This window comes from Actinomadura sp. SCN-SB (assembly GCF_043906805.1).
In the GTDB taxonomy this organism is placed as follows: domain Bacteria; phylum Actinomycetota; class Actinomycetes; order Streptosporangiales; family Streptosporangiaceae; genus Spirillospora.
Map to the genome: position 1 here is coordinate 165,858 of NZ_JBIMPP010000005.1, position 19,649 is coordinate 185,506.

13 protein-coding genes are annotated in these 19,649 nt (G+C 73.3%); 4 read left to right on the plus strand and 9 right to left on the minus strand.

The features are described from left to right. Positions 1-49: 49 nt before the first annotated feature. The 4 genes from ACGWYJ_RS05295 to metG are packed head-to-tail and all read right to left on the minus strand — an operon-like array spanning position 50 to position 4,692. Positions 50-1,081, minus strand: coding sequence for a glycoside hydrolase family 26 protein (locus ACGWYJ_RS05295; protein ID WP_395104427.1), 1,032 nt, complete (start codon positions 1,079-1,081; stop codon positions 50-52). Beyond that, on the minus strand, positions 1,038-2,015 hold the full coding sequence (gene rsmA / locus ACGWYJ_RS05300; protein WP_395104428.1) for a 16S rRNA (adenine(1518)-N(6)/adenine(1519)-N(6))-dimethyltransferase RsmA: 978 nt from the start codon (positions 2,013-2,015) through the stop codon (positions 1,038-1,040). The genes ACGWYJ_RS05295 and rsmA overlap by 44 nt, the downstream gene beginning before the upstream one ends. Then, the gene (locus ACGWYJ_RS05305) at positions 2,012-2,833 is read right to left on the minus strand and encodes a TatD family hydrolase (protein ID WP_395104429.1); all 822 of its coding nucleotides are present in this window, start codon (positions 2,831-2,833) and stop codon (positions 2,012-2,014) included. Before ACGWYJ_RS05305 ends, rsmA begins: the two co-directional genes overlap by 4 nt. Beyond that, a complete protein-coding gene (gene metG / locus ACGWYJ_RS05310; protein ID WP_395104430.1) occupies positions 2,830-4,692 on the minus strand; it encodes a methionine--tRNA ligase in 1,863 nt (620 codons plus the stop codon). Before metG ends, ACGWYJ_RS05305 begins: the two co-directional genes overlap by 4 nt. A 120-nt stretch (positions 4,693-4,812) precedes the next feature. Between metG and ACGWYJ_RS05315 the strand changes: the two genes are divergently transcribed. Continuing rightward, complete coding sequence (locus ACGWYJ_RS05315) at positions 4,813-6,411, plus strand: ArnT family glycosyltransferase (protein ID WP_395104431.1); 1,599 nt, start codon at positions 4,813-4,815, stop codon at positions 6,409-6,411. Here the strand turns inward: ACGWYJ_RS05315 and ACGWYJ_RS05320 are convergent. After that, positions 6,408-8,183 carry a hypothetical protein gene (locus ACGWYJ_RS05320; protein WP_395104432.1) on the minus strand — a complete coding sequence of 592 codons (1,776 nt, stop codon included), beginning with the start codon at positions 8,181-8,183 and terminating at the stop codon, positions 6,408-6,410. The genes ACGWYJ_RS05315 and ACGWYJ_RS05320 overlap by 4 nt on opposite strands. 153 nt (positions 8,184-8,336) lie before the next feature. Beyond that, a complete protein-coding gene (locus tag ACGWYJ_RS05325) occupies positions 8,337-9,635 on the minus strand; it encodes a glycosyltransferase family 2 protein (protein WP_395104433.1) in 1,299 nt (432 codons plus the stop codon). A 341-nt stretch (positions 9,636-9,976) separates the two neighbouring features. Here ACGWYJ_RS05325 and ACGWYJ_RS05330 point away from each other — a divergent pair, with 341 nt between their 5' ends. Next, the gene (locus ACGWYJ_RS05330) at positions 9,977-11,776 is read left to right on the plus strand and encodes a hypothetical protein (protein ID WP_395104434.1); all 1,800 of its coding nucleotides are present in this window, start codon (positions 9,977-9,979) and stop codon (positions 11,774-11,776) included. Here ACGWYJ_RS05330 and rsmI read toward each other — a convergent pair. Then, a complete protein-coding gene (gene rsmI, locus ACGWYJ_RS05335; protein WP_395104435.1) occupies positions 11,773-12,627 on the minus strand; it encodes a 16S rRNA (cytidine(1402)-2'-O)-methyltransferase in 855 nt (284 codons plus the stop codon). The two genes, ACGWYJ_RS05330 and rsmI, sit on opposite strands and share 4 nt — an antisense overlap. Positions 12,628-12,728: 101 nt before the next feature. Here rsmI and ACGWYJ_RS05340 point away from each other — a divergent pair, with 101 nt between their 5' ends. After that, positions 12,729-14,330 carry a dolichyl-phosphate-mannose--protein mannosyltransferase gene (locus ACGWYJ_RS05340; RefSeq protein ID WP_395104436.1) on the plus strand — a complete coding sequence of 534 codons (1,602 nt, stop codon included), beginning with the start codon at positions 12,729-12,731 and terminating at the stop codon, positions 14,328-14,330. Here the strand turns inward: ACGWYJ_RS05340 and ACGWYJ_RS05345 are convergent. Further along, positions 14,288-15,505 (minus strand): MFS transporter, encoded by a 1,218-nt coding sequence (locus tag ACGWYJ_RS05345; protein WP_395104437.1) that lies wholly within the window; start codon positions 15,503-15,505, stop codon positions 14,288-14,290. The two genes, ACGWYJ_RS05340 and ACGWYJ_RS05345, sit on opposite strands and share 43 nt — an antisense overlap. Before the next feature lie 88 nt (positions 15,506-15,593). Between ACGWYJ_RS05345 and ACGWYJ_RS05350 the strand changes: the two genes are divergently transcribed. Then, positions 15,594-16,661 (plus strand): LacI family DNA-binding transcriptional regulator, encoded by a 1,068-nt coding sequence (locus ACGWYJ_RS05350; RefSeq protein WP_395104438.1) that lies wholly within the window; start codon positions 15,594-15,596, stop codon positions 16,659-16,661. Here the strand turns inward: ACGWYJ_RS05350 and ACGWYJ_RS05355 are convergent. Continuing rightward, complete coding sequence (locus ACGWYJ_RS05355; protein WP_395104439.1) at positions 16,658-19,645, minus strand: BTAD domain-containing putative transcriptional regulator; 2,988 nt, start codon at positions 19,643-19,645, stop codon at positions 16,658-16,660. The genes ACGWYJ_RS05350 and ACGWYJ_RS05355 overlap by 4 nt on opposite strands. Between the last annotated feature and the right edge of the window lie 4 nt (positions 19,646-19,649).

Here is a 19,649-nt window from a genome sequence, read left to right on the forward strand (position 1 = left end):
GTCACGGAAGCGTAGAGGACCCCGGCCCCGTCCCAAGGCATCGCCCCGGTCAGCCACTCGTGACCGGCAGGTTGCGCGGGTTGAAGTACGGCGTGGTGGCCAGCTCGCGCAGCGCGGACACCGCCTGCTTGTCGCCGGTCACCGCGTACCGGCGGCGGCGGTCGCCCGGGGTCCGCGCCCGCTCGTCGGAGTTGAAGTACACCACCGCCTTGACCTGCGGGTTCTGCAAAGTCTCCGCGGCCCTGCGCAGCCATTCGGCGCGGCGGACGCCGTAGGACACCGGGACGCCGAACTCCGCCACCATGATCGGCTTGGGGCGGTCCCCGGCCCAGTCGAGGAACGGCTCCAGGGTCTCCGACAGGTCCTGGTAGTCGTGGTCGCCGCCGGGCTGCGCGTCCGCGCAGATCCAGTCGACCTGGTCGTCACCCGGGTAGAAGGACTGCGCGTTGCGGCTGCCGAACCCGCTCGCGGTGGGGCACCACACCCACGCGACGTTGTCGACCCGTTCCTGGGCGAAGATCGTCCGAAGGTGCTTCCACGCCTCGACGAAGTTCCTCGCGCCGTGCGTCCTGGCCTGGGCGCCCTCGGTGTCCATGTCCTGCTGCCAGCGCAGGAAGACCGGCTTGCGGGTGTTCCTGACGGCCCTCGCGCGCTTGCGGATCAGGGCGTCGTGCCGTCCCGCGACGATCTCACGGGTGTCGGCGCCGCCCCAGGTCAGCAGCAGGTAGCGGGAGCCGGCGCCCAGCACCTGGGTGTCCTCCCTGGTCGGGAAGTCGCTCTTCCAGCCCCGGTAGTGGTGGACGATGTCCAGCGGCCGGCCGAGATGCCGCTCGAAGTCGCCCATCGGGCCGGGCAGGGGCCGCGCGGACGGCGCGCCCGGCGGCGCGTCCCCGGGCTCCGGGGCCTCGCTGGACGGGGAGCGCGACGCGTCGGCGGAACGGGGGACCCAGGCGCCGAAGTACGCGCCCTCCTTGGGCGGCACCGGGGCCACGCCGGCACGGGCGGTGGTGGTGATCTTCGGGGTGGCGTTCGTCCCGTCACTGCACCCGGTCGCCAGCGCCAGCGCCAGCGCCGCCACCACCACCGCGGGTCTGTCCGCTCTCGTCCGCGAACGCACCGTCGCCCGCCCCTTCAGCATGGTCCTCCGCCTCGCTCCGGTCCAGCACGCCCCCTGGACCATACTGGGCGATCCTGGCGAAGGCGGCCACGTCGAGCGCTTCGCCCCGTTCCCGGGGATCCACACCGGCGGCGCGCAGCGCCCGTTCGGCCGCCGCGGCGGACCCGGCCCAGCCCGCCAGCGCGGCGCGCAGGGTCTTGCGGCGCTGCGCGAACGCCGCGTCCACCACCGCGAACACCTCCTCCCGCGAGACCCGGCACGGCGGCGGATCGCCGCGGGTGAAGGACACCAGGCCCGAGTCCACGTTCGGCACGGGCCAGAAGACCGCCCGGCTCACCGGACCGGCCCGGCGCGCCCGCCCGTACCAGGCGAGCTTGACCGACGGCGCCCCGTAGATCCTGCTGCCGGAGCTCGCGGTCATCCGGTCGGCGACCTCGGCCTGCACCATCACCAGCGCGCGCCGCAGCGACGGCAGCGCGGCCAGCAGGTGCAGGACGACCGGGACGGCGACGTTGTAAGGGAGGTTCGCGACCAGCGCGGTCGGCTCCGGCCCCGGCACGGACTCGACGCGCAGCGCGTCGGCGTTGACGACCTCCAGCCGTTCCGCCAGGCCGGGGGCGCGCTCCGCGACCGTCGCGGGCAGCGCCCCGGCCAGGACGGGGTCGATCTCCACGGCGACGACCCTGCGCACCTCGGGCAGCAGCGCCAGCGTCAGCGAGCCCAGCCCGGGGCCGACCTCGAGGACCACGTCGCCGGGCGCCAGGTCGGCGGCCCGCACGATGCGGCGGACGGTGTTGGCGTCGATGACGAAGTTCTGGCCCAGGGTCTTGGTCGGGCGCACGCCCAGCCGCGCCGCCAGGTCCCGCACCTCGGCGGGTCCGAGCAACCGCGCGGTCACCAGGCTCCGAAGACCCGCTCGCCGTTGGAGGCGATGGCGGTGCACAGCTCGGCGACGTCGACGCCCTTCACCTCGGCCATGAAACGGACCGTGTGCGGGATCAGGTAGGAGGCGTTCGGCTTGCCCCGGTGCGGCACCGGGGTGAGGAACGGCGCGTCCGTCTCCACCAGGATCAGATCGAGCGGCGCCGCCCGCAGCGCCTCCCGCAGCGGCTCGGCGTTCTTGAACGTGACGTTGCCGGCGAAGCTCATGACATAGCCGCGGTCGGCGCACACCTTGGCCATGGCGGCGTCCCCCGAGAAGCAGTGGAACACCACCCGCTCCGGGGCGCCCTCCTCCTGGAGGATCCGCAGGACGTCGTCATGGGCGTCGCGGTCGTGGATGACCAGGGCCTTGCCGGTGCGCTTGGCGATCGCGACGTGCGCGCGGAACGAACGGTGCTGGTCGTCCTTGGACGCCCGGTCGCGGTAGTAGTCGAGCCCGGTCTCACCGATCGCGACGACCTTGTCGTGCGCGGCCATCGCCTCGATGTCGGCCAGGACGGCGTCGGTGATCCCCGAGGTCTCGTTGGGGTGGATCGCCACGCCCGCGAACACCCGCTCGTGCTCGCGGGCGGCGTCCACGGCGAACCGCGAGGACGGCAGGTCGCAGCCGATCGTGACGATGCGCCCGATCCCGGCGGCGCGGGCGGACGCCAGCGCCTCCTCGATCGGCGTGCCGGCCGCGTCCAGGTGGCAGTGGCTGTCGAACACCTCCACCGGGAGCGGTTCGGGAAGCGGCGGGAGGGGCCGCGGGGCCTCCCCGGCCCGACCTGTCACCGGCCCTCCCCCGAGCCGCCGGCGTCCCCGGTCTCGGTCTCCCCCGCCTCCTCGCGGAGGCGGGCCAGTTCCTCGTCGACGACCGAGGGGTCCAGCTTCTTGAACAGCGGCACCGGCTTGGCCAGCGGCACACCCGGCTTGATCGGGCGTGACTCCCACACCGCCTCGGTGGCGTAGTCGCCGGTCAGCACCGGGTAGTCCGGGCCGCCCTCCTGGGAGACCACCTCCAGCCGCGGCATGCCGCTCCAGACGCCCTCGCCGCCCAGCATCTCGTACACCTTCTGCGAGGAGTTCGGCAGGAACGGGGTGAGCAGCGACTTGGCGTCGTCCACCACCTGCAGCGCCACGTGCAGGATGGACTTGACCCGCTCCGGGTCGTCCTTGAGCTTCCACGGCGCCTGGTCGGACAGGTACCGGTTGGCGTCGCGGACCACGTCCAGCGCCTCGGTGATCGCGTTCTTGAACCGGGACCGCCGCAGCTCGGCGCCCACCGTCCCGAACGCGTCGCGGCTGCGCTCCAGCAGCGCCCGGTCGGCATCGGTCAGCTCGCCCGCCTCCGGGATCGCCCCGACGTTCCGCGCCGCCAGGTTGATCGACCGGTTGACCAGGTTGCCCCAGGCCGCGACCAGCTCGTCGTTGTTGCGCCGGACGAACTCGGCCCAGGTGAAGTCGGTGTCCTGGTTCTCCGGGCCGGCCACCGCCACGTAGTAGCGCAGCGCGTCGACGTCGTAGCGCTCCAGGAAGTCCTTGACGTAGATGACCACCTGCCGGGACGAGGAGAACTTGCGGCCCTCCATCGTCAGGAACTCCGACGACACCACCTCGGTCGGGAGGTTCAGCTCGCCCAGCGAGCCCGGCGTGCCGCCCTTGTCGCCCTTGCCGCTGTAGCCGAGCAGCATCGCCGGCCAGATCTCGGCGTGGAAGACGATGTTGTCCTTGCCCATGAAGTAGTAGGACAGGGCGTCGGGGTCCTGCCACCAGGCGCGCCACGCCTCCGGGTCGCCCTTCCTGCGGGCCCATTCGACGGACGCGGAGAAGTACCCGACCACCGCGTCGAACCACACGTACAGCTTCTTGGCCGGGTTGTCGCGCCAGCCCTCCAGCGGGATGGGGACGCCCCAGTCGAGGTCGCGGCTGATCGCCCGCGGCTGGAGGTCGTCCAGCAGGTTCAGCGCGAACTTCAGGACGTTCGGCCGCCACTGCCCCTCGCCGTTCCCCGCCCCTCCCTGCTTGGAGCGCAGGTAGCGGCCCAGGGACTCGGTGAACGCGGGCAGGTCGAGCATGAAGTGCTCGGTCTCGACGAACTGGGGCTTCTCCCCGTTGATCCGGCTGACCGGGTTGATCAGGTCGATCGGGTCGAGCTGGTTGCCGCAGTTGTCGCACTGGTCGCCGCGCGCGCCGTCGTACCCGCAGATGGGGCAGGTGCCCTCGATGTAGCGGTCGGGCAGGGTGCGGCCGGTGGACGGCGAGATCGCGCCCATCGTGGTCTTGGGGAAGATATAGCCGTTGTCGTACAGGCCCTTGAAGATCTCCTGGACGACCGCGTAGTGGTTCGCCGTGGTGGTGCGGGTGAACAGGTCGTAGGACATGCCCAGCCCGAGCAGGTCCTCGGCGATCACCCGGTTGTAGCGGTCGGCCAGCTCCCGGGCCGTCACGCCCTCCTTGTCGGCCTGCACCTGGATGGGCGTGCCGTGCTCGTCGGTGCCGCTGACCATCAGGACCTGGTTGCCCGCCATCCGCTGGTAGCGGCTGAACATGTCGGCGGGCAGCGCGAAGCCGGAGACGTGCCCGATATGGCGGGGCCCGTTGGCGTACGGCCAGGCGGGCGCGGTGAGGATGTGTCGGCTCGACGAGGACATGTCTCCAGACTAGAGGGCCCGGGGGCCCGCTCGGACGATATCCCCGCCCGGCAGGGCGGGCCTGCCGATACCCTGCGGACCGGACATCCCCCGGCCCCGCGAGCGAAGGTTGACCACGCCATGCCCCAGACCACGGTCCGCGAGCCGGCCGGCGAGAACGAGGCCGCGGCCGGCGCCCCGGAACGCGCCCGGACCCGCGGCGGGGGCGGGCGCCGGGGCCGCGTCTGGTGGCTGTCGGGGCTGGTGGCCGCGTGCGCCGTCCTGGCCCAATGGGTGATCGACACGCCGCCGCTGTACTTCGACCCGTACTACGTGTGGCTGGCCGCCCGCGGCTGGCCGGACATCCCCCTCGACCAGTGGCCCTACAGCACCGTCCCGCACCAGGTCACCAGGCTCGGGCTCGTCCTGCCCGCGCGGGCGGCGCAGGAGCTGCTCGGTGACGGCCAGATCGCGTACTTCACGGTCGCGGCGGCCGGCGGCTGCCTGTTCTTCGTGGGCTGCTACCTGGCCGTGCGGTCGCTGTTCGGCGACCTGGCCGGGGTCGCCGCCACGCTGCCGCTGATCGTCCACCCGTTCTTCACGCTGACCAACCCGTACGGGGTGGAGATCACCTGGTCGCACGGGGTGATGCTGCCGGACATGCCCGGCGCGGGGCTGTTCGCGCTCGGCATGGCCGCGCTGGTGGCCGCGAGCCGCCGGACGGGACGCGCCCAGACCCGGGCGCTGCTGGCCGCGGGCGCCCTGTTCGGCGCGTCCTTCCTGGTCAGGGAGTTCCTGGCGTTCCTGTTCCTGGCCATCCCCCTGTACCTGGCGCTGCTGCGGATCGGGTGGCGGCGCAACGTCACGGTCGCGCTGCCGATGATCGCGGTCCTGGCCGCCAGCCTCGTCCACAACGCGCTGGTCTGGGGCGACCCGCTGGCCGGGCTGATGTCGGCGGCGTCGCACGGCGGCGAGTCCCGCGACCATGTGACCCGGGCGCTGGCGCTCGCGTCGTTCGTCCGGGCGATGGACGACGGGAACGCCTTCGGTGTGATCTTCGTGGTGGCGCTCGTCCTGACCGTGGTGGGCTGGGCGGTGACCAGGGACCGGCGGCTGGCGCTGGCGCTGGTGTGGTTCCTGGCGCTGGCCGTCCCGCTGACGCTGTTCGCCGGGGTGATCGACCCGCACGACATCTCGCTGCGGGCCTGGCTGCTGCGGTACTGGTTCGCGGTGTTCCCCGCGCTGCTGGCGGGCGGCACCGGGTCGCTGATCCTGCTGGCCCGGCGGCTTCCCCAGGAGGCGGTGGCGCGCTTCCGGCTCCGCACGGTGGTCGCGCCCACCCTGGCCGTCGTCCTGGGCACGGCCTATGTCGCCGCGGCCGTGCGCACCGTCCCGTACCTGCCGCGCGACACGGCGTGGAACGAACTGCGCGTCCACCTGAAAGAGCACGACCGCGACCTGCCGGTGCTGTGGGCCGACCGGCGCCTCGCGCAGACCCTCACCTTCTACACCCGTACCCCCTGGGGCGAACCGCTGTGGCACGGGCGGATCCGCGACTTCGACCACTCGTCCTGGAAGCTGCCCGAGGCGTCCTACGGGCAGCCGATGCTGTTCACCCGGTGGCGCGGGCAGGAGTCGCAGATCCTCGGCGGCTACCGTCCCACCGCCAAGGACGGGTGGCGGCTGATGTGGCGGTCATCCGACGGGCTCCTGGAGATCTGGGGCCCCGCCCGGCACTAGGGGCGGCGCCACGCCACCCAGTCGCCCTCCGGCGTGCGGCGGCTCGCCACGATGCGCCAACCCGGGGGCGCGTTACGCCACGTCATGTGCGCCGGGACGTTCTTCGGCCAGGACAGCACCACCAGGTCCGCCTGAGGCGGAGGCACCCAGCGGGCGTCGAACATGGTGCCCTTGCTGTTCCACGCCCAGTAGAACTGCGAGAGCCGCAGCATCCATGGGATGTTCCAGTCGAGGGCGATGGAGCGCTGCGCGTCCAGGTCCGTGCTGTCGCGCAGGTCGCTGTAGGCGGCCAGGTTCCGTGACAGCGGACGGGAGATCTCGATCGTGGCCGTCGTCACCGCCGCCACGTTCACCAGCACCAGCAGGCCCACGACGACCGCGCGCCCGTGCCGGGGCAGCCGCGCCGCGACCACCGCCAGGCCCAGCAGGACCAGCCCGGCCAGCGTGGCGCGCCAGAGATGGAACGACGTCCAGTTCCAGGTCAGGAACGAGGTCTCGGGGAAGTCGAACAGGGTGTAGGTGTAGCGGCTCAGCACGTCGCCCGCGTACCACTGCACCACGCTGGCCGCCATGACGGCCACCGCGACCGTCGCCGCCGTGGCCCACAGGACGGTACGCAGCGTCGCGCGCAACAGCACCGCCGCGCCGACCGCGAACAGCACCGGCGTGACGCACGCCAGGTAACGGCCGTACACGTAGTTGCCGACCCGCCACTCCACCGGCAACGCGGCCGAGGTCGCGAACGCGATGCCCGCGATGGCCGCCAGCATCGCCAGCGCGAGCACGCGCAACCGCGGCGGCGTGCCGCGCCGCACCGCGATCACCGCGATGGTGACGAGCCCGACGCCCGCCACTCCGCCGGTCGCCACGATCTGGTACCAGATCTGGCCCGTGCCCAGCGACAGCGTCCAGCCGTACCCGTCCCAGTGGGTCAGCCGCCACTCCAGGTTCGCGGCCAGGTTGTTGTCGCCGCCCGGGTACAGCCGCGGCAGCAGGCCCTCGTTCAGCTTCATGCCCGCGTACGCGACCGCGCCCATCGCCGCGGCGGCGATCCCCGTCGGCGTCCAGCCCCGCCACCGGCACAGGACGGCGACGGCCAGCACGCACGCCTGCACCACCATCAGGATGATCCCGCGCGAATGCGAGGCGTACACGTACGCGACCACCATGCCCGCGGAGGCCCCGTACACGGCCACCCGCACCGGGGAGGCGCCCTTGGGCGCGGTCAGCCAGGAGTGCGTCAGCAGCAGCCAGCCGAACACCGCGACCGGCAGCACCGCGTCGGTGAGGACGAACTCCGCGTAGAACACCACGGCGGGAAGCAGCGCGGTGGCGTGCCCCAGCGCGTACGACCATGTCCGCGACAGGCGCATCCGGCGCAGCATCAGGTACGCGAGCGGCAGCGTCGCCGCGCTGATGAGGGCGTTGATGACCAGGCAGATCCGGTAGACGGCGACCGGGTCGCCGGCCAGCCAGAACGCGGGGAGCAGCAGCAGCGCGTACCCGCCGCGGTACACCGTCCCGTACGACAGGTCGGCCTCGGGGCCGCCGGTCAGCACCCGGGCCGCGAACAGGTAGCCCGTCTCGTCCGGCGTCGCCACCGGCATGACCTGCCGGGACGACATCCACAGCCGCACCGCGACCTGCGCCGCCCAGCCCAGCAGCAGCAGGAGGCCCCAATGGCGGAACCGCCGATCCGCTCGCCGTTCCGGGCCGGTGGGCCGGGCCGGGCGCCGGACGGCGGGGACCGTCGCGGCCTCGGTCGCGGGCATCAGGGACGCGGTTCCCGGTCACGGGCCCGCACGGGCGAAGGATCCATCAACGTTTCAGCCTGTCATAGTCCAGGGAAGGCCGGACCTCCGCGCCCCGAAACGGTCAGCGGGTTCCCGGCTTCCGACTCCGGAACGCGATGACGACGTCCGGGCTCAGTCGGAATCGTCCCCGGACGACGACGCGGCGGCCCGCTTGCGCGCGGTGGCCCCCACGGGCTCGCCCGGCGCGGGCTTCTCGGCCGCGACCCGGTGCGCGGCCGCGTCGACGACGTCCGCGGCCTCGTCGGCCGGGTCGATCGCCGGCGGGTGCTGGCGGCGGCGGATGCTCAGGATGCTGGCGAACAGCGAGGCGAACACCGCCTGAAGGCTCATCACCAGCGCGGTCGCGGACGGGACGACGATGCGCAGCGACTGCCGCGGGTCCAGCTCACCGAAGTTGTTGACGCGCCAGTGCAGCAGCGAGGCGACCAGGCCCGCCAGACCGGCCACGGCCAGCAGCCCGCCCAGCACCAGCCCGCGTTCCAGACTCCACCAGTCGGTGAACCTCTGTACTCTGCGATCATGTGGGAGGAAGCCCTCCTGCATCGCGTAGACCTTGGTGAGCAGCGCGAACAGCACCGCCTGGAACCCGATCACCATGGCCGCGGCGGCGCCCACCAGCGTGTCGACGTCGAAGGCGATCTCTCCGATGCGGACCGGGCCGAACGACAGCGCGATCCCGGCGATCAGTCCGAGCGTCATAAACACGAACCCGGGTATGAGGAAGAGCCACCGCGGGCTGTAGAGAAGGAGGAAGCGCAGATGCCGCCAGCCGTCCCGCCAGGTGTTGAGGTGCGGCGCGCGCGACCGGCCGTCCGGCGACAGGGTGGTCGGCACCTCCCTGATGTCGTACTTCGCGAGGGTGGCCTTCACCACCATCTCGCTCGCGAACTCCATGCCGCCGGTCTGCAGCCCGAGCCGCAGGATCGACTCCTTGTTGAAGGCGCGCAGCCCGCAGTGGAAGTCACCGATCTTGCTGCCGAAGAACAGCCGCCCGATGAAGCTCAGCACCGGGTTGCCCAGGTAGCGGTGCAGGGCCGGCATCGCGCCCGGGGCGATGCCGCCCTTGAAGCGGTTGCCCATCACCAGGTCGGCGCCGTCGCGCAGCTCGTCGAGGAACGGCCCGAGCGTGGTGAAGTCGTAGGAGTCGTCGGCGTCGCCCATCGCGACGTACCGGCCGCGCGCCGCGCGGATGCCGCCCATCAGCGCGTTGCCGTAGCCCTTGTCGACCACCGGCACGACGCGCGCGCCGGCCTCCCTGGCCAGCTGCTGGCTGCCGTCGGTGCTGCCGTTGTCGGCGATGACGACCTCGCCGTCGATGCCGTTCTCCTCGAAGAAGCCGACCGTCTTGCGGACGCAGGTCTCGACCGTCTCGGCCTCGTTCAGACACGGCATCACTACGGAGAGTTCCACGCGATCTCCTTCGCTACCCCTGGTGACCGTCTGCGGTATTTTTCACTGATCTCGTCGTGTCCCGCCGGGCGGACGACCATCGTTCATGATGCACGCCCGAAGCGAGCGATGCGCGGCGCTCTCACCAAGAGCGCCCGTATCGTGTTGCCTACTTGCAATCTGAAGACCCGCTCAGCAACGACCAGAAGCGGCAGGCTAGACGGACAAGCATACGGGCACCGCGGCCCGGGAAGGTTGGGTCGGCTGTGACGCGCGCCGGAGAACGCAGTGCCACCGAGTCGGGGGCTGGACGGCACGGTGCCTGCCACAACGGTGCCGGCGCCGCGACGAAGGGGGCAGGCATGAAGGGGGCCGAGATGAACGGGGCCGCCTCCAACGGCTCCGCCTCGAACGGTGGCGCCCCAGGGGATGATGCCGCGTCGGGCATGCCCGCGGTGGTCGCCATGGCCACCGCGACGGCCGCCGAAGACACCCGCCCCGGAACCGGCGACACGCCGAAGCGCGCGGATCAAGGCAAGAATCTGGTAACACGCGCGCTCAGGGCCCCGGCCAGGCGCGGCGCGGGCCGCGTGAGGCGCGGTGCGCGGCGCGTCCTCTCGTCCGCCGTCGCCTCGGGACGCGCGTTCGCCGCCGACCCGTCCGGGCACGTGCGCGAGCGGTCCGCGCGCACGTGGGCGCTGATGCGGCGGCACCCGGCCTTCACCGTCGTCCTCGCCCTGGCCGCGCTGCTGCGGGTCATCGCGATGGTCGGCTACCAGCCGGCGATGTTCTTCAACGACAGCTTCGACTACCTGCATGTGGCGATGCGGCCGTACCCGCATCCGCTGCGACCCGACGGCTACGCCTTCATGCTGCTGATCCTCAAGCCGTTCCACAGCTTCGCGCTGGTCACCGCGCTGCAGCACCTCATGGGGCTGGCCGTCGGCGTCATGGTGTACGCGCTGCTGCGGTGCCGGTTCCGGCTGCCCGGGTGGGGCGCGGCGCTGGCCACCGTCCCGTTCCTGCTGGACGCCTACCAGATCCAGCTCGAACACCTGATCCTGTCCGACACCCTGTTCACGTTCCTGGTGATGGGGGCGGTCACGCTGCTGCTCTGGCACAGCCGCCCCACCTGGAAGATCGCCGCCTCCCTCGGCCTGATCGTCGGGGTGGCCTGGCTGACCAGGTCGGTCGGGCTGCCGGTGCTGATCGGGCTGCTCACCTTCATGCTGATCCGGCGGGACGGCTGGCGGATCCTGGCGGTCACCGTCGCCTTCTGCGCGCTGCCCGTGGTGCTGTACGCGGGCTGGTACAAGCTGGAGAACGACAAGTTCGCGATCACCGAGAGCAACGGGATCTTCCTGTACGCGCGGGTCTACAAGTTCGCCGACTGCCACAAGATCGACCCGCCGGTGGAGGAGATCCCGCTGTGCACCGAGCCGGAGAACCGGCTCCCCAACAGCCAGGACGGCATCTGGAACGCGGCCTCGCCGCTGGGCCGCTACCCCGGCGAGCGGTTCGACGCCGACAAGAACAAGGTCGCCAACGCCTTCTCCAAGCGCGCGATCCTCTCCCAGCCGGTCGACTATCTGCAGGTCGTGGGCTACGACTTCCTGCGGGTCTTCCGCTGGAACCGCACGGTCTTCCCCGACAGGGCCACCTACCAGCAGTACGAGTTCGGCAAGAGCTCCAGCGCGCTGCCGAACTGGCGGATGGACAGCGACGTCACCGCGGCCGACGAGGCGGTCGCCTACGAGAAGGGCCGCGCGCGCACCAACGTGGTGGAGCCGTTCGCCAGCGTGATCCGCGTGTACCAGGACCACGTCTATGTGCGCGGCACCATGGTCGGGGTCATCCTCCTGGTCGGCCTGGCCGGCATGGGCGCCATGTGGCGGCGTCTCGGCGGTTTGGCGTTCCTGCCGTGGACGCTGGCCACCGGGCTACTGCTCGCCCCGGCCGCCACCGCCGAGTTCGACTACCGGTACGTCCTCCCGGCCCTGCCGCTGGCCTGCCTGGCCGCCGGCATCGCCTTCTCTCCCGAGGGGCGCGACCGGATGGCCGCCCTGCTCCGCCTGCGCACCCGCCGCACCACGGCCTTGCCCGACCTCGAACCCACCACCGGACCGGTCGAGCAGAAGGTCCCCGAACCCGCCACCAACTAGCCCGCCCCGCTGACTACGGCGTCGTAGACGACCCGTTTGGGCAGGCCGTTTTCCTTGGCGACTTCGGCGATGGCCTGTTTGCGGGGTGTTCCGGTGGATTCGCGTTCGGCGACGGCGGCGGCGAGGTCGGCGGGTTCGGACAGGCCGGGTGTCTCGGGGGCGCCGCCGACCACCAGGGTGATCTCTCCGCGGACGCCTCCGGCGGCCCAGCCGGCCAGGTCGCCGAGGGGGCCGCGGCGGATCTCCTCGTAGGTCTTGGTGAGTTCCCGGCATACGGCGGCGGGACGGTCGGCGCCGAACGCGTCCGCCATCGCCTTCAGGGTGGCGGCGAGGCGGTGCGGGGCCTCGAAGAACACCATGGTGCGGGGCTCGGCGGCGAGCGCCGCGAGCCGCCGAGCCCGCTCTCCGGGTTTGCGGGGCGGGAAGCCCTCGAAGCAGAACCTGTCGGTGGGCAGTCCCGACACCACGAGCGCCGTGGTGACGGCGGACGGGCCGGGCAGCGCGGTCACCGGTACGCCTTCGGCGACCGCCGCGGTGACCAGCCGGTAGCCGGGGTCGGACACGCCGGGCAGCCCGGCGTCGGTGATCACCAGCACGTCGCGGCCGGCCCGCAGCTCCTCGATCAGTTCCGCGGCGCGGGCGCGCTCGTTCTGGTCGTAGTAGGAGACGACCCGGGCGCTGATGGGCACGTCCAGGTCGGCCGCCAGGCGGCGCAGCCGCCGCGTGTCCTCGGCCGCGATGATCTCCGCGTCGGCCAGGGCGGCGCGCAGCCGTCCGGAGGCGTCGTCCGCCCTGCCGATCGGTGCCGCGGCGAGCAGGAGCCGTCCGGTGCCGTCTTCGTTCCCCGTCACCCGTCCATTGTGGCCGGGTGACGACGCGCCCGATCCCGGGCATGGGAGCGAGCGCCGTACTGTGAGGTGTGGGGGGTCGGCCCCAATGACAAGATGGCGGAATGGCGATGACGGACCTGGTGTCGGAACCGGCCTCCGAAGGGCGGCCGCGCCCGCCGCTCCTGCGTAAGCGGCCGGCGCCGCCCGTTGCGGGGAACGCGCTCGCGGGCTGGCTCGGGGCGCTGCTGGTGACGGCCTTCGCCGGGTTTCTGCGGTTCGACCGGCTGAGCGTGCCGAAGGCGGTGGTCTTCGATGAGACCTACTACGCCAAGGACGCGCTGGCGCTGCTGAGGTTCGGCTGGGAGCACAACACCAGGAAGGACGCCGACAAGCTGCTGATCGCCGATCCGGACGCCGACATCTGGTCGAGCGGCGCCTCGTTCGTCGCCCATCCCCCGTTCGGCAAGTGGATGATCGCGGGCGGTGAGTGGCTGTTCGGCGCGACCCCGTTCGGCTGGCGGTTCGCGGCGGCGCTGTGCGGGACGCTGTCGGTGCTGATCCTGTGCCGGGTGGCGCGGCGGATGACCGGGTCCACCCTGCTGGGCTGCATGGCCGGGCTGCTGCTGGCGCTGGACGGCCTCCACTTCGTCACCAGCAGGACCGCGCTGCTGGACATCTTCGTGATGTTCTGGATCCTGGCCGGGTTCGCGTGCCTGGTGATCGACCGGGACCGCTCCCGGCGGCTGCTGGCCGAGCGGGTGGAGGCCGCCGCCCAGGCGGGCACCCTCTCCGACCTCGGCCCGTTCGTGCCGCACGGCTGGCGCGTCGTGGCCGGGATCTGCCTCGGCCTGGCCTGCGCGACCAAGTGGACCGGGATCTTCTACGTGGCCGCGTTCGGGATCATGCTGGTGTTCTGGGACTTCGGGGCGCGCCGCGCCGCCGGGGTGCGGCAGCCGCTGCCGGGGACGCTGGCGCTGGACGCGCTGCCCGCGTTCGGCCAGCTCGTCGTGGGGGGCGCGGTCACCTATCTGGCCACCTGGTCGGGCTGGATCTTCCGGCCGGGCGGCTGGGGACGCGGCGAGGTCTCCGGTTTCGTCCCCGCACGGATGATCGAGGCGCTGCCCGATCTGTGGAACTACCACAGGGAGATGCTGAACTTCCACGTCAGGCTGGATTCCGAGCACCCGTACCAGTCCTGGCCGTGGGACTGGCCGGTGCTGTGGCGCCCGGTGGCCTTCTTCTACACCGAGCCCAAGGGGGCGTGCGGCGCGAGCCGCTGCTCGCGGGAGATCCTGGGGATCGGTACCCCGGCCCTGTGGTGGGGAGCGTTGCTGGCCCTGGTCATCACGGTGGGGATCTGGCTGGCGGTGCGCGACTGGCGGGCGGGCGCGATCGTGCTGGGGTTCCTGACGGGCTGGCTGCCCTGGTTCCCCTCGGCCTTCGGCGACCGCACCATGTTCCTCTTCTACGCCACGCCGGTGCTGCCGTTCATGGTGCTGGCGATCGTCCTGGTCCTGGGGTATCTCATCGGACCTGCGGGGCGCGCGGCCACGCTGTGGCACGCGGGGACGCCGAGCACGCGGCGCGTGGTGGGGGCGGCGGCCGCGGGCGCGTTCGTGCTGGTGGTCCTGGCGAACTTCGCCTACTTCTACCCGATACTGGCCGCCAAGATCCTGCCCTATCAGGACTGGCACGCCCGGATCTGGTTCCGCAACTGGATCTGATCCCCCGTACCGGGACGCAGGCGGCGTCCGCCGAGCAGGCAGACGGCCAGGGCGAGCAGGCCGCCCGCCCCGGCGGCGGCGAACGCGCCCCGGACACCGGCGAGATCCTGCCCGAACCCCGCGGCGGCCGAGCCGACCGCGCTGCCCACGCTGAACGCGGCGACGACCCACGCGAACGCCTCGGTCACCGTCCCACTGGGGGCCAGCCGGTCGACGAGGATGAAACTGCAGGCGAGCATCGGGGCCAGGAACAGGCCGCTGGCGAAGGCCAGCACGGTCATGACCGGCAGTCCGGGCGCCCAGACCAGCGGCAGGTACCCGGCGGCGAGGAACGCCATCAGCCAGGGGAAGCGGCGGTGGTCGTCGCCGGGCCACGGGCGCGCCCCGTACACCAGGCCGCCGGTCAGGGCCCCGGCGGACATCGCGGCGAGGAGGATGCCGGAGGCCAGGTCGTCCCCGGCGCGCTCGCCGTAGGCGGTGGCGGCCACCGCGTACACGCCGAGCGCGATGCCCGCGCAGGCCAGCGTGGTGAACAGGACGCGCAGGCCGGGCGAGCGCAGCGGCCCGGCCCAGTCGGCGGCGCGCTCGTCCCCCTTCCAGGTCCTGGACGGGAGCGAGGTGGTGACGACCAGCGTCCCCGCGACGCCGAGCGCGCCGGTGAGCAGCAGCGCCGTCTCGGTGTTGATCAGCGCGGCGGCGGCCACCAGCAGCGGGCCGACGGTGAAGAGGATCTCCTGGGCGGCGGCGTCCAGCGCGTAGGCGGCCTTGACCTGGGCGGGGCCGGGCAGCACCGCGGCCCACAGCGCGCGCAGCCCGGCTTCGAGCGGCGGTGTGGCGAACCCGGCGAGGACGACGGCGCCGGCCGTCACCGGCAGCGGGTCCGCGCCGGTGAGGGCGAGCAGCGCGAACCCGGCGGCGGACAGCAGGGCCGCCGGTTGCAGCACGCGGGGCTGGCCGAACCGGTCCATGGCGCGTCCGAGTACCGGCTGGCCCACGGCCATGGCCAGCAGGAACGCGGCTCCGAGCGTCCCGGCCAGCGGGTAGCCGCCGCCTTCGGCGCGCACGTGCAGGATGACGGCGAGCATGCCCATGCCGTTGGGCAGCCGTCCGAGCAGCGTGCCGCCGAGGAGCCGGGCCGCGTGGGCGACCCGCAGGAAGTCGAGATAGGAGCGCATTCCCTCGCCTGGGTTCCGTCAGTCATACGTATTATGTCCAGGGTCATACGTATCACTTCGCCGTCCTGCGGCTCTACCCTGTTTCCTCATGCGAACGCCGCCGGAGGACGCGCCGCCCGCCCGGGACGAGAACCCGGCCGGGCGTCCCGCGCACCGTCCCACCAGCAGGGACGTGGCGCAGGCCGCCGGGGTCTCGCAGTCCACGGTGTCGCTCGTCCTGAACGGGAAATGGAGCGGACGGGTCTCCCCGGCCACGGCACGGTCCGTCCAGGAGGCGGCGCGGGCCCTCGGGTACCGGCCCAACGTCGCCGCCCGCAACCTGCGGCTGGGCACCACCCGGACGGTCCTGCTGGTCGTCCCGACCCTCACCTCGCCGTTCTTCGGCACCGTCTACATCGGCGCGGCCCGGGTCGCGGCACGCCACGGATTCAGGATCGTGGTGTACCCGCCCGACGACGCCGGCTCTCCGGGCGGCACCGGCGCGCCGGCGGACGCGCCCTTCGGCGCCCGGCACGAGGCGATCGACGGGATCATCGCGTCGTCCATGCCGCTGGACGCGATCTCCGGCTTCGGGGACGTCCCCGTGGTCATGCTCGACGCCGGCCCCGACGCGGGGGGCGCGCCCACGGTGGACTTCGACGTGAAGGCGGGCATGCGCGCCATCACCGAGCACCTCGCGGCGCTGGGCCACCGCCGGATCGGGCACGTCGCGGCGGCCGTGGACGAGTGGACGTTCCGGGCCCGCGGCGCCGCCCTGGCCGAGGCCGTCCAGGCCCTCGACGGCGGCCGGCTGACCCGCGAGGCGGGCGCCATCAACGTCCACGCGGCGAAGGAGGCGGCCGGCCGGCTGCTGGACCGCCCGGACCGTCCCACCGCGCTGGTCTGCGACGACGACCTGATCGCCGCGGGCGCGATCAAGGCGGCCCTGGCCCGCGGCCTGGAGATCCCCCGCGACCTGTCGGTCACCGGCTTCGACGACGTGCAACTGGCGATGGCGGTCGAACCGGAGCTCACCACCGTCCGGCTGCCCGCCGGGGAGCTGGGCGCCCGCGGCCTGACCGCCCTCCTGGAGGTCCTCGACGGCGGCCGTCCCGGCTCGCGGTCGCTCCCGGTCGAGCTGATCACCCGCCGCTCGACCGGCCCGGCCCCCGGCTAGAGGGCACGGCCGAAGGGATACGGCCAGAGAGGGAACACGCCGGCGGCGCCGTCGCTGTGCAGGAGGCGGCGGACCTCGTCGGCCTCGGCGACCCCCAGCGTGGTGAACAGCTCCAGGGCCTCCCGCCAGCGGACCCGTGCCCGGTCGTGCTCGCCCAGCGCGGACAGGATCAGGCCCAGGGTGGTCAGCGCCCGGCCCTGGTGGTACTCCTCGCCGATCTCGCGGCCGATGGCCAGGGACCTCTCGGCGGCGTCCCGGGCCTCGCTGGGGCGCCCGCGGCGAAGCCTGGTCTCGGCCAGCCGCAGCAGGACATAGGACTCCAGCGCCCGCAACCCCTGGGACCAGCAGATGGCTCTCGCGCCGTCGAACCGGGCCTCCGCCTCCTCCCACCGGTCCAGCGCGCGCAGCGCGATGCCGAGGATGTACAGCGCGTACGCCTCACCGGCGGCGTGCCCGGCGGCGCGGGCCAGGGTGCGGCTGCGCTCGGCCGCCGTGACCGCCTCGGCCGCCTTGCCGGCCTCCGCGTAGGCGTAGGCGAGGTTGCCGGTGCGCACGGCCTCGCCCGCCCGGTCACCGAACTCGCGGGCCAGCGCGAGCGCCTGCTCGATGTTGCCGATGGCCTCGTGCGTGTCGTGCTCGTGGAACGCGATGTGCGACAGGCCGTCGAACGCGCACATCAGCAGCACCCGGTCACCCGTCTCACGGCAGAGCGCGATGGCGCGCTCGGCGTGCTCGCGGGCCTCGATGAGCCTGCCGGTGTTGGTGAGGATGCGCCCGAGCACGTACCGCGCCCGCGCCTCGGCCCGGCGGTCGCCGCGCCGGGTCGCCTCGTCCAGGACGGCGCGCGCCGCCGGCCGGGCCTCGTCCCAGCGGTAGCCGTCCTCCAGCACGGGTTCGAGCGTGACCAGCAGGTCGGCCGCCTCCGCCACGTCGTGCTCGGGCGCCGCGGCCTGGCGGATGATCGCCAGGCAGGCGGTGAGCTCGCGGGACGTCCACGCGCGGGCCTCGGCGGCGGAACGGAACGCCGGCCCGGCCGCGGTCGTCGCGCCGCCCGGCGCGAGCGGGGTGCCCGGACTGACCAGGTGCAGCACCTCGCGCTGCGTGGCCAGGGTGTGGCGCAGCAGACGGCGCAGGGCGGCGCGGCGCGCGGAGGCGTCGCCGTCGGGCCCGCTGACCTGGCGGGCGAACAGGCCCAGCAGGTCGTGGTAGCGGTAGCGGCCGGGGGCGGGCGAGTCGAGCATGCCCAGGTCGACCAGCGACTCCAGGACGCGTTCGGCCGCCGCCCTGGACGTGCCGAGCAGCGCGGCGGCGGCCGGGGGCGTGAGGGCCGGCACGTCCGGCACGGCCAGCAGCCGGAACGCGCGGGCGGTCGGCGCGTCGAGCTGGTCGTACCCGAGCCGGAAGGTGGCCTCGACGGCCAGGTCGCCGATGCGCAGCTCGGCCAGCCTGCGCCGGCCGTCGGCGAGCCGCGCCGCCAGCGTCCTGATGGACCAGCCGGGACGGGACGCGAGCCGGGCGGCGGCGATCCGCACCGCCAGCGGCAGGTGGCCGCAGAGGCCGACGACGTCGACCACGGCCCGCCGCTCCGCCGCGGCGCGGGCGCCCACGATCCCGGTGAACAGCGCGATCGCCTCCTGGGGCTCCAGGACGTCCAGGTCGATCCGGCGGGCGCCCGGCAGCCTGGCCGGGCGGGCCCGCGAGGTCACCAGGACCGCGCAGCCCGCCGTTCCGGGCAGCAGCGGGCGGACCTGACGGGCGTCGCGGGCGTTGTCGAGGACGATCAGGACGCGCCGTCCCGACAGCAGGGAGCGGAACAGCGCCGACCGCTCGACCTCCCCCTCCGGCACGGACGAGTCGGGCACGCCGAGGGCGCGCAGGAACTCCCCCAGCACCACGCTGGGAGGCAGCGGGTGCTCGCCCGTGCCCAGCAGGTCGATGTAGAGCTGCCCATCGGGGTAGCCGGCCCGTACGGCATGGGCGGCGTGCACGGCCAGCGCGGTCTTGCCCACGCCGCCGACCCCGGACACCGAGACGACCACGGGCTCCTCGGTGTGCTCGCTCAACCACCCGGTCAGCCGCTGGATCTGTGTGGTACGTCCCGTGAAGTCGGCCAGGTCGGCGGGGAGTGAGGCGGGCCGTTCGGCGGGCGCGTCCAGCTCGGGCGCGGGGCCGGGCTCGGGGGCGTGCGCGTCCTCCGTTTCCGGCGGCCGGCCGGGCGCCGCCAGCGACGGGTCGTTGCGGAGGATGCGCTCGTGCAGGCGCCGCAACTGGGGGCCTGGGTCGATGCCCAGCTCCCGGGACAGGGTGCGGCGCGCCGCCGCGTAGGACTCCAGGGCCTCGGCCTGCCGCCCGCACCGGTACAGCGCGATCATCAGCAGCCCGCGCAGCGGCTCGCGCAGCGGGTGCTCGGCGCTCAGCACGGCCAGCTCGCCGACGACCTCGGCATGGCGGCCCAGCTCCAGATCGGCCTCCAGCCGGGCCTGGAGCACGGCGAGCCTGCGGTCGGCCAGCCGTGCCCGGCGGGCCCGCAGGTACGGGCCGGGCAGCGCGGGCAGCGGCGCCCCCTGCCACAGGTCGAGCGCCGCGCCGAGCAGCTCGCGGGCGCGGGCCGGGTCACCGGCGCTGCGGGCGCGGCCCGCCTCGGCGGCCAGGTCCTCGAACACCTCGGCGTCCAGCAGGCCGGGCGGGGTGCGCAGCGCGTAGCCCTGGCCGCTGGAGACCAGTAACTGCGGGGAAGCCCGGTCGTCCTCCAGGACCCTCCGCAGCCGGGACGCGTAGGTGCGCACCGTCCCCACCGCGCGGGGCGGGGGCTCGTCCCCCCACAGAGCGTCCACCAGGGCCCCCATCGGCATGGCACGCCCCCGGTTCAGCAGCAGCACGGCGAGCAGGGCCCGCTGCTGCGGGCCGCCGAGCCCCAGTTCGTCGTCCCCTCGCCACGCGCGCACAGGCCCGAGCACGGTGAAGCGCAGCTCGGGAGTGTCCACAGCA

Coding starts and splice junctions, on each gene's coding strand:
- ACGWYJ_RS05315 (WP_395104431.1), top strand. CDS start 4,813: ATGCCCCAGACCACGGTCCGCGAGCCGGCCGGCGAGAACGAGGCCGCG.
- ACGWYJ_RS05350 (WP_395104438.1), top strand. CDS start 15,594: ATGCGAACGCCGCCGGAGGACGCGCCGCCCGCCCGGGACGAGAACCCG.
- ACGWYJ_RS05345 (WP_395104437.1), bottom strand. CDS start 15,505: ATGCGCTCCTATCTCGACTTCCTGCGGGTCGCCCACGCGGCCCGGCTC.
- ACGWYJ_RS05330 (WP_395104434.1), top strand. CDS start 9,977: ATGAAGGGGGCCGAGATGAACGGGGCCGCCTCCAACGGCTCCGCCTCG.
- ACGWYJ_RS05320 (WP_395104432.1), bottom strand. CDS start 8,183: ATGCCCGCGACCGAGGCCGCGACGGTCCCCGCCGTCCGGCGCCCGGCC.
- metG (WP_395104430.1), bottom strand. CDS start 4,692: ATGTCCTCGTCGAGCCGACACATCCTCACCGCGCCCGCCTGGCCGTAC.
- ACGWYJ_RS05340 (WP_395104436.1), top strand. CDS start 12,729: ATGGCGATGACGGACCTGGTGTCGGAACCGGCCTCCGAAGGGCGGCCG.